The sequence below is a fragment of the Klebsiella sp. CN_Kp100 genome, assembly GCF_040065315.1.
GTDB classification, from domain to species: Bacteria; Pseudomonadota; Gammaproteobacteria; order Enterobacterales; family Enterobacteriaceae; genus Klebsiella; species Klebsiella oxytoca.
In genome coordinates, this window is record NZ_JBEAIJ010000001.1 from 237125 (window position 1) to 250888 (window position 13764).

Sequence of the window (13764 nt, forward strand, 5' to 3'; positions counted from 1 at the left end):
TGAATGCACTATATCCAGCAACCGCAGGCGATTGAGGCGAAAAGCTTCGACATTATTGGCGACATTATTGCGCAGACCCGCCCGGACTACCGCTTTGCCAGCCCGCTACACGAAGCCATTATCAAGCGGGTGATCCACACCACCGCCGATTTTGACTGGCTGGATATCCTGTGGTTTTCTCCCGACGTGCTTCCTCGCTTAAGCGCCGCCCTGAGCCAGCCCTGCACGCTTTATACCGATACCACCATGGCCCTTTCCGGGATCAATAAAACTCTGCTGGCGAAATTCGGCGGCGAGTGCCGCTGCTATATCAGCGATCCGCGCGTGGTGGCGGAGGCCAAAGCGCAGGGGATGACCCGCTCGATGGCGGCGGTCGATATTGCGGTTGCCGAAGAGGGCGAGAAGGTGTTTGTTTTCGGCAATGCGCCCACCGCGCTGTTTCGTCTGCTGGAGCATGATGTCGCGGTCAACGGCGTGATTGGCGTGCCGGTCGGCTTCGTCGGCGCGGCGGAGTCGAAAGACGCCCTGACGCAGAGCGGCCTGCCGGGCATTGCCGCGCTGGGTCGTAAAGGCGGCAGCAACGTCGCCGCCGCTATCGTCAACGCCATTTTATACCACTTACAGGGGGCGAGATGAGCGAGCAATCCTTCGACGCCCCGGTGTGGCACAACGGTAAGGCGCTGCGTAAAGGCTATACCACCGGATCCTGCGCGACGGCGGCGGCAAAGGTCGCGGCGCTGATGGTGATGCGCCAGCACCTCATTCATCAGGTCTCCATTGTGACTCCTTCCGGCGTCACCCTGTGTCTTAACGTCGAATCGCCGCACGTCGAAGGGCAGCAGGCGATCGCCGCGATTCGTAAAGACGGCGGCGATGACGTTGATGCCACCCACGGCATGCTGATTTTCGCTCGCGTGACGCTCGACGACTCCGGCGAGATAACCCTGCGCGGCGGCGAAGGTATCGGCACCATCACCCGTAAAGGAATCGGCCTGCCTATCGGCAGCCCGGCGATAAACCGCACCCCGCGCCACACCATTGAGTCGGCGGTGCGCGAAGCGATAGGCCCGTCGCGCGGGGCGACGGTAGAGATTTTCGCCCCGGAGGGCGAGGAGCGGGCGCAGAAAACCTATAACTCGCGGCTGGGGATCCTGGGTGGTATCTCGATTATCGGCACCACCGGTATCGTGACGCCGATGTCGGAAGAGAGCTGGAAGCGTTCGCTGTCGCTGGAGCTGGAAATTAAGCGCGCGGCGGGGCTGGAGCGGGTGGTGCTGGTGCCGGGCAACCACGGTGAACGCTTCGTACGCGAGCAGATGGGCATCGACTCGCAGGTGGTGGTCACCATGAGCAACTTCGTCGGCTACATGATTGAAGAGGCCGTCCGCCTCGGGTTCCGTCAGATTGTGCTGATTGGCCATCCCGGCAAGCTGATTAAAGTCGCCGCCGGGATCTTCCATACCCACAGCCATATCGCCGATGCGCGCATGGAAACGCTGGTCGCGCATCTGGCGCTGTTGGGGGCGCCGCTGGCGCTGCTGCAACTGGTGAGCGAATGCGATACCACCGAAGCGGCGATGGAGCACATTGACGCGTACGGTTTTCAGACTATCTATAACCATCTTGCTGAACGCATCTGCCTGCGGGTGATGCAGATGCTGCGTTTTACCAAAACGCCGCCCGTCTGCGACGCCATCATGTTCTCCTTTGATAACAAGGTTCTCGGCAGCAATCGCCCGGTGGCCGAGATTGCGCGGGAGATGTCATGTTAACGGTGGTTGGCATGGGGCCGTCAGGCCTACATTTGATGACGCCGGCGGCGCAAGATGCGGTCGCCAGTGCGGATGCGCTGGTAGGCGGTAAGCGGCATTTGCAGCAGTTCCCCGGATTTCGCGGCGAACGGTTTGCGCTGGGCGCCAATATTGCCGAACTGCTGGTCTGGCTCGGCGAACGCGCAGCGCAGAAGGTGGTGGTGCTGGCCTCAGGCGACCCGCTCTTTTACGGGATCGGCACGCGGCTGATAGCCCACTTTGGCATCGATCGCGTGCGCATTATTCCCGGCATCAGCGCGGTGCAGTATCTCTGCGCGAAGGCTGGTATCGATATGAACGATATCTGGCTGACCAGCAGCCACGGGCGAGACGTCTGTTTTGATGAGCTGGCGCGTCAGCGCAAGGTGGCGATGGTGACCGACGGGCGCTGCGGGCCGCGGGAAATCGCCGCCCAGCTGGCGGCGCGGGGTAAAGGGTATCGCTGGATGGTGATTGGCGAAAATCTGGCGATGGATAACGAGCGGATCCACTGGCTACCGGTCAGTGAGGTCGATGCCGAATATGAGATGAACGCGGTGGTGATCCTCGATGAAAGATGAGCTTTTTCTGCGCGGCGAGAAGGTGCCGATGACCAAAGAAGCGGTTCGCGCGCTGGCGCTGGCCAAACTTGAACTGCACCGGGCAAGCCACCTGATTGATATCGGCGCCGGTACCGGCAGCGTGTCGATTGAGGCGGCGCTGCAGTATCCCTCTTTGCAGGTAACCGCCATCGAACGCAACCCCGCGGCTCTCCGGCTGCTGGACGAAAATCGCCAGCATTTCACCTGCGGCAATATTGAGATCCTGCCCGGTGAAGCGCCGATGGTGATTACCGAGCGGGCCGACGCCATTTTTATGGGCGGCAGCGGCGGCCGTCTCGACGAACTGATTGACTGGTCGTGGAAGCAGCTCTATCCCGGTGGCCGTCTGGTGATGACTTTTATCCTGCAGGAGAACCTGAACGCGGCTCTCGACTATCTGCAGCAGCGGGGGATTACACAGATTGATTGCCTGCTGCTGAACGTTTCATCGTTGACCGCGCTGGGCAGCGGCCACTATTTCAAACCGAATAATCCCGTTTTTGTTATCGCCTGTCAGAAGGAAGAAAACCATGGCTGAGACATTTGACCCCCGTAGTGTGTGGTTCGTTGGCGCAGGGCCGGGCGACCGTGAGCTAATTACCCTCAAGGGCTACCGCTTGCTGCAGCAGGCCCAGGTGGTGATCTACGCCGGGTCGCTGATAAACACCGAGCTGCTGGAGTATTGTCCGCCCGGCGCCGAGTGTCACGACAGCGCCGAACTGCATCTGGAGCAAATTCTCGACCTTATGGAAGCCGGCGTTAAAGCCGGGAAAACGGTAGTGCGTTTACAGACCGGGGACGTGTCGCTGTATGGCTCGGTCCGCGAGCAGGGCGAAGAGCTGACCAAACGCGGTATCGACTGGCAGGTGGTGCCGGGCGTCAGCGCGTTTCTGGGCGCGGCGGCGGAGCTGGGCGTCGAGTACACCGTGCCGGAAGTCTCCCAGAGCCTGATCATCACCCGCCTTGAAGGGCGCACGCCGGTGCCGGCGCGCGAGCAGCTTGAATCATTTGCCAGCCACCAGACTTCAATGGCGATTTACCTTTCCGTGCAGCGCATTCACCGGGTAGCGGAGCGCCTGATTGAAGGCGGCTATCCGGCAACCACGCCGGTGGCGGTGATCTATAAAGCGACCTGGCCGGAAAGCCAGACCGTACGCGGTACGCTGGCGGATATCGGCGACAAGGTACGCGAGGCGGGGATCCGCAAAACGGCGCTCATTCTGGTCGGGAATTTCCTGGGCTCTGAGTATCACTACTCAAAACTCTACGCGGCGGACTTTAGCCATGAATACCGTAAAGCCTGAATCAATCGCACTTTTCTGCCTGACGCCAGGGGGCGTTCGGCTGGCGAAACGGCTGGCGGCGATGCTGCCGTTAACCTGCTTTACCAGCGAGAAGCTGCTGGAAGAGGGTTTTCTCCCCTTTGAAAACGGTTTTGCCAGCGCCGCGCGCGAGGCCTTCAGCAGCTATTCGGCGCTGATTTTCATCGGCGCCACCGGGATCGCGGTACGCGTGCTGGCCCCGCTGGTCAATGATAAGTTCAGCGATCCGGCCGTGGTAGTGATCGACGAACGTGGCCAGCACGTCATTAGCCTGCTTTCCGGCCATGCGGGGGGCGCGAATGCCCTCAGCCGCTATCTGGCCGGGATGCTCGGCGCCGACCCGGTGATCACCACCGCCACCGACGTCAACGAGTTGGCGGCCCTGGATACGCTGGCATTCCAGCTTAATGCCCGGATGAGCGACTTCCGCGCGGCGGTGAAAACCGTCAACCAGATGCTGGTCAGCCATCAGCGCGTCGGTCTGTGGTGGGACGAAGAGCTGGATGAAGACGTCCGCCACTGCGACCGGCGGGGGTTTATCACCGTGGCCGATCTGCACCAGCTTCCCGAGCTGGATGCGCTGGTCTGCGTCACGCTGCGCAACGAACTGCCGCCGATCGCCGTGCCGCACTGGAAACTGGTGCCGCAGCGGGTGGTCGCCGGAATTGGCTGCCGCCGCGATACGCCATTCCCGCTATTAGCGGCGCTGCTGGCGCGCCAGCTTGAGGCGCAGCGCCTGGATCCGCTGGCGCTGAAAGCTATCGGCAGCGTCACGTTGAAGAAGCACGAGCAGGGGCTGATTCAGCTGGCTTCCTGCTGTCGCGTACCGTTCGAAACCTTTCCCGCTGATGCCCTGCGCGAGCATGAGCATCACTTTCCCGCTTCATCGTTCGTCAGAAAAACCGTCGGCGTGGGGAGCGTATCCGGTCCGGCGGCCTGGCTGCTGAGCCATGGGCAACTGTTAGGCGAAACCCTGCGCGAACAGGGCGTCACTATTACTTTGGGAGTTTCACACTGATGTTAAGCGTAATCGGAATCGGCCCTGGCTCGCAGTCCATGATGACCATGGAGGCCATTGAAGCGCTGCAGGCGGCGGAAATCGTCGTTGGCTATAAGACCTACACGCACCTGGTGAAAGCCTTTACCGGCGATAAGCAGGTGATCAAAACCGGAATGTGCAAAGAGATTGAGCGCTGCCAGGCGGCGATTGAGCTGGCGCAGGCCGGGCATAACGTGGCGCTGATCAGCAGCGGCGATGCCGGTATTTACGGCATGGCCGGACTGGTGCTCGAACTGGTCAGCAAGCAGAAGCTGGATGTGGAAGTCCGCCTGATCCCGGGGATGACCGCCAGCATTGCCGCCGCCTCGCTGCTGGGCGCGCCGCTGATGCACGACTTCTGCCATATCAGCCTCAGCGACCTGCTGACCCCGTGGCCGGTGATTGAAAAACGCATTGTCGCCGCCGGGGAAGCCGACTTCGTCATCTGTTTTTACAATCCGCGCAGCCGCGGCCGCGAGGGCCATCTGGCGCGCGCCTTTGAGCTGCTGTCGGCCAGTAAAAGCGCGCAGACCCCTGTGGGAGTCGTGAAATCCGCCGGACGTAAAAAACAGGAGAAATGGCTGACCACCCTGGGGGAGATGGATTTTGCACCGGTCGATATGACCAGCCTGGTGATCGTCGGCAACAAAGCGACGTATATCCAGGATGGCCTGATGATCACGCCGCGAGGCTACGTGCTGTGAGCCACGGCGAGGTGCTGGTGATGGGCGGAACCAGCGACGCGAGGGCGCTGTGTCAGCAGCTTGACGCGGCGCAGGTCCCCTACACCCTGTCGGTGGCGACGCCCACCGGTCAGCAGCTGGCGGGGGATATTCGCGGCCAGGTGCGCTGCGGGCGCCTCGAGCTGGAGGAGATGATTGCCTGGCTGAAGGCTAACCGGACCCGCTGGGTGATCGATGCTTCGCACCCCTACGCCGAAGCGGTAAGCCGCAATATCGTCCGGGCCTGTGAAACCGCCGGCGTGCTGCTGAGCCGCTATCAGCGCCCAGAGCAGCTGAGCGGCCTGACGCATCCGCTGCTCTATACCGTGGAGAGCATTGAACAAGCCTGCGAGGTGGCGCGGCGTTTCGGCCAGCGCGTGCTGCTCACCACGGGAAGTAAAGATCTGGCGCGCTGGCGGGTGGGATTAGGTGACAAAACGCTGCTGGCCCGGGTGTTGCCGGTCGCCGATGTCATCGCGCAATGCGCCGCGCTGGGGTTTGGCGTAGGCGAGATTTTCGCCCTGTGCGGGCCGTTCAGCGCCGCGTTCAACGCCGCTTTCTACCGCCAGTGCCGGGCCGACGTGGTGATCACCAAAGCCTCCGGGGCCGAAGGCGGCTATCAGGAAAAAGTACAACCCTGTCTGGATGCCGGTATCCCCTGCATCGTGATTACGCGCCCGGCGCCGCTGGTGACGGGTGAAGAGTTACTGGAAAGTCAGGCTGCCTTTGCCCGGCGCTTATCGCGCTGGCTGGCCGCTGCTTAAGGAGTCAGAAATGAAAAAAGCGCTTCTGGTGGTCAGTTTTGGCACCAGCTATCCCGACACCTGTGAAAAGAACATCGTCGCCTGCGAGCGCGAGCTGGCGGCCAGCTGTCCGGACCGCGACACGTTTCGCGCCTTCACCTCCGGGATGATTATCCGCAAGCTCAAACAGCGCGACGGTATCGAGATTGATACGCCGCTGCAGGCATTGCAGAAGCTGGCCGAGCAGGGCTACCAGGATGTGGCGATTCAGTCGCTGCACATTATCAACGGCGATGAGTATGAAAAGATCGTCCGCGAAGTGCAAAGCCTGCGCCCGCTGTTCCTCCGCCTGACGCTGGGGGCGCCGCTGCTGAGCAGCCATAACGATTATGTCCAGCTGATGCAGGCGCTGCGCCAGCAGATGCCGCCGCTTGCCGCCGATGAAACGGTGGTCTTTATGGGCCACGGCGCCAGCCATCACGCTTTCGCCGCCTACGCCTGTCTGGATCATATGATGACGGCGAAGGGATTTCCGGCGCGGGTCGGCGCGGTCGAGAGCTATCCGGAAGTCGATATTCTTATCGATAGCCTGCGCCAGCAGGGGGTGAAGGGCGTACACCTGATGCCGCTGATGCTGGTGGCCGGCGATCACGCCATTAACGATATGGCCTCGGACGAAGAGGACTCCTGGAAAACGCTGTTCAACGCCGCCGGTATCACGGCGACACCCTGGCTGAACGGGCTGGGAGAGAATCCGGCGGTGCGCGCAATGTTCGTCGCTCACCTGCAGCAGGCGCTGAGCCTGGCAATGGAGGAGGCGGCATGAGCGGCAAACTATATGCCTTAAGTACCGGCCCTGGCGCCGCCGACCTGATCACCGTGCGCGCGGCGCGGGTGCTGGGCACGCTGGACATTCTCTACGCGCCCGCCGGACGTAAAGGCGGCGACAGCCTCGCGCTCTCCATCGTGCGCGAGTATATCGGCGAACGGACCGAAGTACGCTGCTGCCATTTCCCGATGAGCGCCGACAGCGCGGAAAAAGAGGCGGTGTGGGATGAGGTTGCCGCCGCGCTGGTTCAGGAAGTGGAAGCGGGCAAGCAGGTCGGCTTTATTACCCTCGGCGACGCCATGCTGTTCAGCACCTGGGTGTTCTTACTCCAGCGTATCGGCTGCCCGGAGTGGCTGGAGATTGTTCCCGGCGTCACCTCTTTTGCCGCCATTGCCGCGCGTTCAAAAACGCCGCTGGCCATGGAGCAGCAATCGCTGGCGGTGATCTCCTGCACCGCGCCGGAAACGGAAATCGAGCAGGCGCTGCGCCAGCATGAAAGCCTGGTGCTGATGAAAGTGTACGGGCGGTTTCCCCGCATCAAAGCGCTGCTGGCGAAAAACGGTCTGCTGGATGCCGCGCTGATGATGTCTGAAGCCACGCTGCCGGGCGAGCAGTGCTGGCGCCATCTCAATGACGTCAGCGACGACCAGCCGCTGCCCTATTTCTCGACCATTCTGGTCAATAAACAGTGGGAGTATGCAGAATGAAACTTGAACAACAGCTAAAACAGCTGTCTTTCAGCGGGTTAGCTGCGGCGCTATTGCTGATAGTGGTTCCCGAAAAGGCTTTCGCGATGCACATCATGGAGGGGTTTTTACCGCCGATGTGGGCCCTGGCATGGTGGCTGCTGTTTTTACCCTGCCTGTGGTACGGGCTGGTGCGCCTGCGCCGCATTGTGCAGGAAGATAACAATCAGAAGGTGCTGCTGGCGCTGTGCGGGGCGTTTATTTTTGTCCTCTCGGCGCTGAAAATTCCTTCCGTAACCGGCAGCTGTTCCCACCCGACCGGCGTCGGCCTGGCGGTGATTCTCTTCGGGCCTGGCGTGGTGGCGATCCTTGGCGCCATCGTACTGCTGTTCCAGGCGCTGCTGCTGGCGCACGGCGGGCTGACGACGCTCGGCGCGAACGGGATGTCGATGGCGGTCATCGGGCCGGTGGTCGGCTATATGGTGTGGAAAATGGCCTGCCGCGCGGGCATTCGCCGTGACGTCGGGGTGTTTCTCTGCGCGATGCTGGCGGATCTGGTGACCTACTTTGTCACCTCCGTACAGCTCGGCGTGGCCTTTCCGGATCCCGCCGCCGGCGCGACCGGATCGATCGTCAAGTTTATGGGGATCTTCTGCCTGACGCAGATCCCGATCGCCATTGCTGAAGGGCTGTTAACCGTCATGATCTACGACCAGTTGACCAAACGTCAGCTGATTACCGCACAGGGGCATTAACATGAAAAAGACGCTGATATTGTTCGCCATGGTGGTGGCGCTGGTGATCCTGCCGTTCTTTGTCGATCACGGCGGCGAATTCGGCGGTTCAGACGGCGAGGCGGAGAGCCAGATTCAGGTGGTCGCGCCGCATTATGAGCCGTGGTTCCAGCCGCTGTACGAACCGGCTAGCGGAGAAATTGAGAGCCTGCTGTTTACGCTCCAGGGCTCTCTCGGCGCGGCGGTAATTTTCTATATTCTGGGCTACAGCAAAGGCAGACAGCGCCGTGATGACCGGGTTTGACCGACTCAGCTATCAGAGCCGCTGGTTTCACGTCGCACCGGAGCGCAAGTTCCTGTTCTGGCTGCTGCTGATGGTGCTGGCTTTTACCCTGCCTCCGTTGGGGCAGGGTATCGAAATGGCACTGATTGCCGCCTTAACCTGCTGGCTGCTGCGGGTCTCGCCGTGGCGCTGGTGCCGTTGGATGGCGCTGCCGTTTGGCTTCCTGCTGATCGGTGTGCTGACCATTCTGTTCAGCGTTAGCCGCAATCCGCAGGATCTGCTGGTGAGCCTACCGCTGGGCAGCGTCTGGCTGGGCATGACGTCGGAGGGGTTGACGACCGCCAATCAGACCTTCTGGCGCAGCCTGGCGGCGCTGGCGTCCACCTTCTGGCTGGTGCTGAATCTGCCGTTCCCGCAGCTTATTTTGCTGCTCAAGCGCGGACGGGTACCGCGGCTGCTGACCGAGCAAATCCTGCTGACCTGGCGTTTTATTTTTATTCTTTTAGACGAAGCGCTGGCGATTCACCGTGCGCAAACATTACGTTTTGGCTACCGTAGCGTGCCGAAGGGCTATCATTCGCTGGCGATGCTGGTAGGACTGCTGTTTACCCGGGTGATGATTCGCTACCAGCAGATGAGCACCACGCTGGATATCAAACTGTATCAGGGTGATTTTCACCTTTAAGGATAAGTATGCTTGCCACGACCGATCTCTGGTTTCGCTATCAGGACGAGCCGGTGCTGAAGGGGCTGACGCTGGATTTTTCCCATCACGCCGTGACCGGACTGGTAGGGGCGAACGGCTGCGGAAAATCCACGCTGTTTATGAACCTGAGCGGTCTGCTGCGCCCGCAGAGCGGGGCGGTGCTATGGCAAGGAAAACCGCTGGACTACAGCAAGCGCGGCCTGCTGGCGCTGCGTCAGCAGGTGGCGACCGTTTTCCAGGACCCGGACCAGCAGATTTTCTATACCGATATCGACAGCGATATCGCCTTTAGCCTGCGGAACCTGGGCGTAGCGGAAGAGGAAATTGCCCGCCGGGTGGACGATGCCCTGACTCTCGTCGATGCCCAGGGGTTTCGTCACCAGCCGATTCAGTGCCTGAGCCACGGGCAGAAAAAGCGCGTGGCGATAGCCGGCGCGCTGGTGCTGCAGGCGCGCTATTTACTGCTCGACGAGCCGACGGCGGGTCTCGATCCTTCGGGACGCGCGCAGATGATCGACATCATTAAGCGTATTGCCGATCGGGGCAACCACGTGGCGATCTCCAGCCACGATATCGATCTGATCTATGAAATCAGCGATGCGGTTTACGTGTTACGCCGCGGCGAAGTGCTGGCGCACGGCGAACCCGGGGAGGTGTTTGCCCGCAGCGAACTGATGGCCCAGGCCGGGCTCACCCAGCCGTGGCTGGTGAAACTGCACGCGCAGCTCGGGCTGCCGTTGTGTAAAACTGAAGAAGAATTTTTTACGCGGATGCGAAGCAACGCGATGAAGGAGGCGTCATGACGCTGGCAATTATGTTACAGGGCACCGCTTCTGACGTCGGCAAAAGCGTGCTGGTCGCGGGGCTGTGCCGCATCTTTTATCAGGACGGGCAGCGCACCGCGCCGTTTAAATCGCAGAATATGGCGCTTAATTCCGGTATCACGCCGGATGGCAAAGAGATGGGCCGCGCGCAGATTTTCCAGGCCGAAGCGGCGGGTATTATCCCGGATGTGCGCATGAACCCGGTGCTGCTTAAGCCAACCAGCGACCGCAAAGCGCAGGTGGTGCTGATGGGCAAGGTGGCGACCGATATGGACGCGGTGAGCTATCACGAATATAAACCGCGCCTGCGGGAACAGATCCTCGCGGTTTATAACAGCCTGGCCGCCGAACATGATGTGCTGGTGCTGGAAGGGGCAGGAAGTCCGGCGGAGATCAATCTGCGCGATCGCGACATCGTCAATATGGGCATGGCCGAGATGGCCCAGTGCCCGGTGATCCTCGTGGCGGATATCGATCGCGGCGGCGTATTCGCCTCTATCTACGGCACGCTCGCGCTGCTGCACGATCGCGAGCGCGCGCGGGTCAAGGGCGTGATTATTAATAAATTTCGCGGCGACGTGGCGCTGCTGTATTCCGGGATCGAGCAGATAGAAACGCTCACCGGCGTCCCGGTGCTCGGCGTCATGCCGTGGCTGGACGTCGATCTTGAAGATGAGGACGGCGTCGCGCTGCAAAAAGGGAAATATCTGCGCACCGACAGGCGCGATATTGAGATTGCCGTGATTCAGGTGCCGCACATCTCCAATTTTACCGATTTCAACGCGCTGGCGGCGCAGCCGGACGTCCGCGTCCGCTATGTTCGCCAGCCGCAGGAGCTGGCGGGCGTGGATATGGTGATCCTGCCGGGCAGTAAAAATACGCTCGGCGACCTGGGCTGGCTGCGCGAGAGCGGCATGGCGCATGCGGTACTGCAGGCCCGGCGTCAGGGCGTACCGGTGCTGGGGATCTGCGGTGGCTATCAGATGCTCGGCGAAACCATTATCGATGAGGTAGAGTCGGGGCTTGGCACGCAGCCGGGGCTGGGGTTGCTAAATACCGTCACCCACTTTGCGCAAAGCAAGACGACGACCCAGGTAACGGCGACCCTGGCAACAGCGCTGCCGGCGTGGCTGGCGGCGACGGCGGGGCTGACCGTAAGCGGCTACGAAATTCATATGGGCGAAACCGAGCTGCGCGACGGCTGCCGTTCGCTGATGCAATTACATAAAGGCAGCCTGAGCGTGGCGGACGGCGCGGTCAGCGATGACGGCCTGGCGTTTGGCACCTATCTGCACGGCCTGTTCGATAGCGATGCATTTACCCGCGCGCTGGTTAACGGCCTGCGCCAGCGTAAAGGGCTGGCGGCGCTGGATAGCGATTTCGAGTATGCGCAGTATAAATCGCGCCAGTTCGATCTGCTGGCGGATACGATGCGTCAGCATATTGATATCGAAAAAATCTACGCCATCATGCGCCAACATCAGGAGCCCGTATGCTGACTTTAGTGACCGGCGGGGCGCGCAGCGGTAAAAGCCGCCATGCCGAAGCGCTGATCGCCCATGCGCCGCAGGTACTGTATATCGCCACCTCGCAGGTCTTTGATGACGAGATGGCGGCGAGGATCCAGCACCACCGCGACGGCAGGCCCGCGCACTGGCGCACCGCCGAGCGCTGGCAGCAGCTTGATGAGCTGATCACCCCGGATATCGCCCCAGAGGAGGCGATTTTGCTGGAATGCATCACCACCATGGTGACCAACCTGCTGTTTGCGCTGGGGGGCGACAGCTCGCCGGACGGCTGGGATTATGCGGCGATGGAGCGGGCGATAGACGCCGAAATCGCGGTACTGATTGCCGCCTGCCAGCGCTGCCCGGCCCGCGTGGTGCTGGTGACCAACGAGGTAGGGATGGGGATTGTGCCGGAGAACCGTCTTGCCCGCCATTTCCGCGATATCGCCGGACGCGTCAACCAGCGCCTTGCGGCGGCGGCAGACGAGGTGTGGCTGGTGGTGTCGGGCATTGGCGTAAAAATCAAATAGGCCAGGCGCGCCGTAACGGGCGTTATTCTTCCTGCTGGCTCTGCTATGAGTCAGCCAACAAGACGAGAACCTCTATGCAAAGCTTAACCTCTCTACTGGGCGCGATCCCTGCGCCTGATGAAAACGCGATGGCGCGCGCCCGACTTCATATTGATGGTCTGCTGAAACCGCCCGGAAGCCTTGGACGCCTTGAAGATCTTGCCGTGCAGCTGGCGGGTATGCCCGGTCTTGAAGGCGTGCCGCAGGTGAAAAAAAAGGCGCTGCTGGTGATGTGCGCCGACCACGGCGTGTGGGACGAAGGGGTCGCCATTTCGCCAAAAGCGGTGACCGCAATTCAGGCGGCGAATATGACGCTGGGCAAAACCGGCGTTTGCGTACTGGCGGCGCAGGCGGGCGCGAAGGTGCACGTGATTGATGTTGGAATCGATGCCGAGCTGATACCGGGCGTCATCAACATGCGCGTGGCGCGCGGCTGCGGCAATATCGCCGTTGGTCCGGCAATGCGCCGCAGCCAGGCGGAAGAGCTGCTGCTGGAGGTGATGCGCTATACCCGGGGGCTGGCGGAGGATGGCGTCACGCTGTTTGGCGTCGGGGAGCTCGGAATGGCCAATACCACCCCGGCGGCGGCAATCGTCAGCGTCCTGACCGGCAGCGATGCCCAGGAGGTGGTGGGAATTGGCGCTAATCTGCCGTTGGCGAAGGTCGGCAATAAAGTTGAGGTGGTACGACGGGCCATCGCCGTTAACCGCCCCGATCCGCATGATGGTCTGGACGTGCTGGCAAAAGTGGGCGGTTTTGATTTATTGGGGATGACGGGTGTGATGCTGGGCGCGGCCTCCTGCGGTCTGCCGGTGGTGCTCGATGGCTTCCTCTCCTACGCAGCGGCGCTGGCGGCGTGCCGAATTGCGCCGCAGGTGAAACCCTATCTTATCCCGTCGCACTATTCGGCGGAGAAGGGGGCGCGTACGGCGCTGATGCATCTCGAGCTGGAGCCCTATCTGAATATGGGAATGCGTTTGGGCGAAGGCAGCGGCGCGGCGCTGGCGATGCCGATCGTTGAAGCGGCCTGCGCGATGTATCACGAAATGGGGATGCTGGCGGCGAGCAATATTGTGTTGCCGAAGGGCTGAGAAGGTGAGGGAGCGGCGCTTAGCCGTTCCCTGAATCAGGTATAAGATTTTGCGAATCGCAGAAACAAAAAAACACCCTTGAGGGTGTTTATGATGTTGGTTGCGGGGGCCGGATTTGAACCGACGACCTTCGGGTTATGAGCCCGACGAGCTACCAGGCTGCTCCACCCCGCGTCACCGTACTGCTTATATTGTCTTAAATTTTGATTGGTTGCGGGGGCCGGATTTGAACCGACGACCTTCGGGTTATGAGCCCGACGAGCTACCAGGCTGCTCCACCCCGCGTCACCGTACTGCTTATATTGTCTTAAATTTT

The 13764-nt window shown here is 61.2% G+C and carries 17 protein-coding genes and 2 tRNA genes; 17 read left to right on the forward strand and 2 right to left on the reverse strand.

Annotated elements, in window-relative coordinates:
- Positions 1-3: 3 nt before the first annotated feature.
- The 17 genes from ABLV12_RS01125 to cobT all read left to right on the forward strand — a co-directional run bounded on the left by ABLV12_RS01125 (position 4) and on the right by cobT (position 13448).
- On the forward strand, positions 4-636 hold the full coding sequence (locus tag ABLV12_RS01125) for a cobalt-precorrin-8 methylmutase (RefSeq protein ID WP_004105109.1): 633 nt from the start codon (positions 4-6) through the stop codon (positions 634-636).
- Positions 633-1772, forward strand: coding sequence for a cobalt-precorrin-5B (C(1))-methyltransferase CbiD (cbiD, locus tag ABLV12_RS01130; protein WP_023330004.1), 1140 nt, complete (start codon positions 633-635; stop codon positions 1770-1772). Before ABLV12_RS01125 ends, cbiD begins: the two co-directional genes overlap by 4 nt.
- A complete protein-coding gene (locus ABLV12_RS01135) occupies positions 1766-2371 on the forward strand; it encodes a cobalt-precorrin-7 (C(5))-methyltransferase (protein ID WP_004114996.1) in 606 nt (201 codons plus the stop codon). The genes cbiD and ABLV12_RS01135 overlap by 7 nt, the downstream gene beginning before the upstream one ends.
- A complete protein-coding gene (locus ABLV12_RS01140) occupies positions 2361-2930 on the forward strand; it encodes a decarboxylating cobalt-precorrin-6B (C(15))-methyltransferase (RefSeq protein WP_348866727.1) in 570 nt (189 codons plus the stop codon). The genes ABLV12_RS01135 and ABLV12_RS01140 overlap by 11 nt, the downstream gene beginning before the upstream one ends.
- Entirely contained in the window at positions 2923-3696 is a 774-nt protein-coding gene (locus ABLV12_RS01145) for a cobalt-precorrin-4 methyltransferase (protein WP_004114994.1), read from the forward strand. The genes ABLV12_RS01140 and ABLV12_RS01145 overlap by 8 nt, the downstream gene beginning before the upstream one ends.
- On the forward strand, positions 3677-4732 hold the full coding sequence (gene cbiG, locus ABLV12_RS01150) for a cobalt-precorrin 5A hydrolase (RefSeq protein ID WP_004114992.1): 1056 nt from the start codon (positions 3677-3679) through the stop codon (positions 4730-4732). The genes ABLV12_RS01145 and cbiG overlap by 20 nt, the downstream gene beginning before the upstream one ends.
- The gene (locus tag ABLV12_RS01155; RefSeq protein WP_004105101.1) at positions 4732-5457 is read left to right on the forward strand and encodes a precorrin-3B C(17)-methyltransferase; all 726 of its coding nucleotides are present in this window, start codon (positions 4732-4734) and stop codon (positions 5455-5457) included. The genes cbiG and ABLV12_RS01155 overlap by 1 nt, the downstream gene beginning before the upstream one ends.
- On the forward strand, positions 5454-6239 hold the full coding sequence (locus ABLV12_RS01160; protein WP_064397393.1) for a cobalt-precorrin-6A reductase: 786 nt from the start codon (positions 5454-5456) through the stop codon (positions 6237-6239). The genes ABLV12_RS01155 and ABLV12_RS01160 overlap by 4 nt, the downstream gene beginning before the upstream one ends.
- Positions 6240-6249: 10 nt before the next feature.
- Positions 6250-7044, forward strand: coding sequence for a sirohydrochlorin cobaltochelatase (locus tag ABLV12_RS01165; RefSeq protein WP_004105099.1), 795 nt, complete (start codon positions 6250-6252; stop codon positions 7042-7044).
- Positions 7041-7754: a cobalt-factor II C(20)-methyltransferase gene (locus ABLV12_RS01170; RefSeq protein WP_004105097.1), complete on the forward strand. Its 714-nt coding sequence runs from the start codon at positions 7041-7043 to the stop codon at positions 7752-7754. The genes ABLV12_RS01165 and ABLV12_RS01170 overlap by 4 nt, the downstream gene beginning before the upstream one ends.
- Entirely contained in the window at positions 7751-8488 is a 738-nt protein-coding gene (gene cbiM, locus ABLV12_RS01175; RefSeq protein ID WP_004105094.1) for a cobalt ECF transporter S component CbiM, read from the forward strand. Before ABLV12_RS01170 ends, cbiM begins: the two co-directional genes overlap by 4 nt.
- A 1-nt stretch (position 8489) precedes the next feature.
- Entirely contained in the window at positions 8490-8771 is a 282-nt protein-coding gene (locus ABLV12_RS01180; protein WP_004105092.1) for an energy-coupling factor ABC transporter substrate-binding protein, read from the forward strand.
- A complete protein-coding gene (locus ABLV12_RS01185) occupies positions 8758-9435 on the forward strand; it encodes an energy-coupling factor ABC transporter transmembrane protein (protein ID WP_064397395.1) in 678 nt (225 codons plus the stop codon). The genes ABLV12_RS01180 and ABLV12_RS01185 overlap by 14 nt, the downstream gene beginning before the upstream one ends.
- Before the next feature lie 8 nt (positions 9436-9443).
- Complete coding sequence (locus tag ABLV12_RS01190) at positions 9444-10259, forward strand: energy-coupling factor ABC transporter ATP-binding protein (protein ID WP_004105088.1); 816 nt, start codon at positions 9444-9446, stop codon at positions 10257-10259.
- Positions 10256-11779, forward strand: coding sequence for a cobyric acid synthase (locus ABLV12_RS01195; protein WP_016809885.1), 1524 nt, complete (start codon positions 10256-10258; stop codon positions 11777-11779). Before ABLV12_RS01190 ends, ABLV12_RS01195 begins: the two co-directional genes overlap by 4 nt.
- Positions 11773-12318, forward strand: coding sequence for a bifunctional adenosylcobinamide kinase/adenosylcobinamide-phosphate guanylyltransferase (cobU, locus tag ABLV12_RS01200; RefSeq protein WP_004105085.1), 546 nt, complete (start codon positions 11773-11775; stop codon positions 12316-12318). Before ABLV12_RS01195 ends, cobU begins: the two co-directional genes overlap by 7 nt.
- Positions 12319-12392: 74 nt before the next feature.
- Positions 12393-13448: a nicotinate-nucleotide--dimethylbenzimidazole phosphoribosyltransferase gene (gene cobT, locus ABLV12_RS01205; RefSeq protein ID WP_004105084.1), complete on the forward strand. Its 1056-nt coding sequence runs from the start codon at positions 12393-12395 to the stop codon at positions 13446-13448.
- Positions 13449-13545: 97 nt separating this feature from the next.
- On the opposite strand, the gene ABLV12_RS01210 is transcribed toward cobT, so the two are convergent.
- Both ABLV12_RS01210 and ABLV12_RS01215 read right to left on the reverse strand, forming a co-directional pair.
- Positions 13546-13622: transfer RNA gene (locus ABLV12_RS01210), tRNA-Met, on the reverse strand.
- Between the two features lie 34 nt (positions 13623-13656).
- Positions 13657-13733, reverse strand: a tRNA-Met gene (locus tag ABLV12_RS01215).
- Between the last annotated feature and the right edge of the window lie 31 nt (positions 13734-13764).

Bases quoted from the DNA above. Each gene is read 5' to 3' on its own strand.
- ABLV12_RS01165 (WP_004105099.1), top strand. From the start codon at position 6,250: ATGAAAAAAGCGCTTCTGGTGGTCAGTTTTGGCACCAGCTATCCCGAC.
- ABLV12_RS01145 (WP_004114994.1), top strand. From the start codon at position 2,923: ATGGCTGAGACATTTGACCCCCGTAGTGTGTGGTTCGTTGGCGCAGGG.
- cobU (WP_004105085.1), top strand. From the start codon at position 11,773: ATGCTGACTTTAGTGACCGGCGGGGCGCGCAGCGGTAAAAGCCGCCAT.
- ABLV12_RS01190 (WP_004105088.1), top strand. From the start codon at position 9,444: ATGCTTGCCACGACCGATCTCTGGTTTCGCTATCAGGACGAGCCGGTG.
- ABLV12_RS01140 (WP_348866727.1), top strand. From the start codon at position 2,361: ATGAAAGATGAGCTTTTTCTGCGCGGCGAGAAGGTGCCGATGACCAAA.
- ABLV12_RS01125 (WP_004105109.1), top strand. From the start codon at position 4: ATGCACTATATCCAGCAACCGCAGGCGATTGAGGCGAAAAGCTTCGAC.
- ABLV12_RS01195 (WP_016809885.1), top strand. From the start codon at position 10,256: ATGACGCTGGCAATTATGTTACAGGGCACCGCTTCTGACGTCGGCAAA.
- ABLV12_RS01135 (WP_004114996.1), top strand. From the start codon at position 1,766: ATGTTAACGGTGGTTGGCATGGGGCCGTCAGGCCTACATTTGATGACG.
- ABLV12_RS01170 (WP_004105097.1), top strand. From the start codon at position 7,041: ATGAGCGGCAAACTATATGCCTTAAGTACCGGCCCTGGCGCCGCCGAC.
- ABLV12_RS01185 (WP_064397395.1), top strand. From the start codon at position 8,758: ATGACCGGGTTTGACCGACTCAGCTATCAGAGCCGCTGGTTTCACGTC.
- ABLV12_RS01155 (WP_004105101.1), top strand. From the start codon at position 4,732: ATGTTAAGCGTAATCGGAATCGGCCCTGGCTCGCAGTCCATGATGACC.
- cbiD (WP_023330004.1), top strand. From the start codon at position 633: ATGAGCGAGCAATCCTTCGACGCCCCGGTGTGGCACAACGGTAAGGCG.
- cbiG (WP_004114992.1), top strand. From the start codon at position 3,677: ATGAATACCGTAAAGCCTGAATCAATCGCACTTTTCTGCCTGACGCCA.
- cbiM (WP_004105094.1), top strand. From the start codon at position 7,751: ATGAAACTTGAACAACAGCTAAAACAGCTGTCTTTCAGCGGGTTAGCT.
- cobT (WP_004105084.1), top strand. From the start codon at position 12,393: ATGCAAAGCTTAACCTCTCTACTGGGCGCGATCCCTGCGCCTGATGAA.
- ABLV12_RS01180 (WP_004105092.1), top strand. From the start codon at position 8,490: ATGAAAAAGACGCTGATATTGTTCGCCATGGTGGTGGCGCTGGTGATC.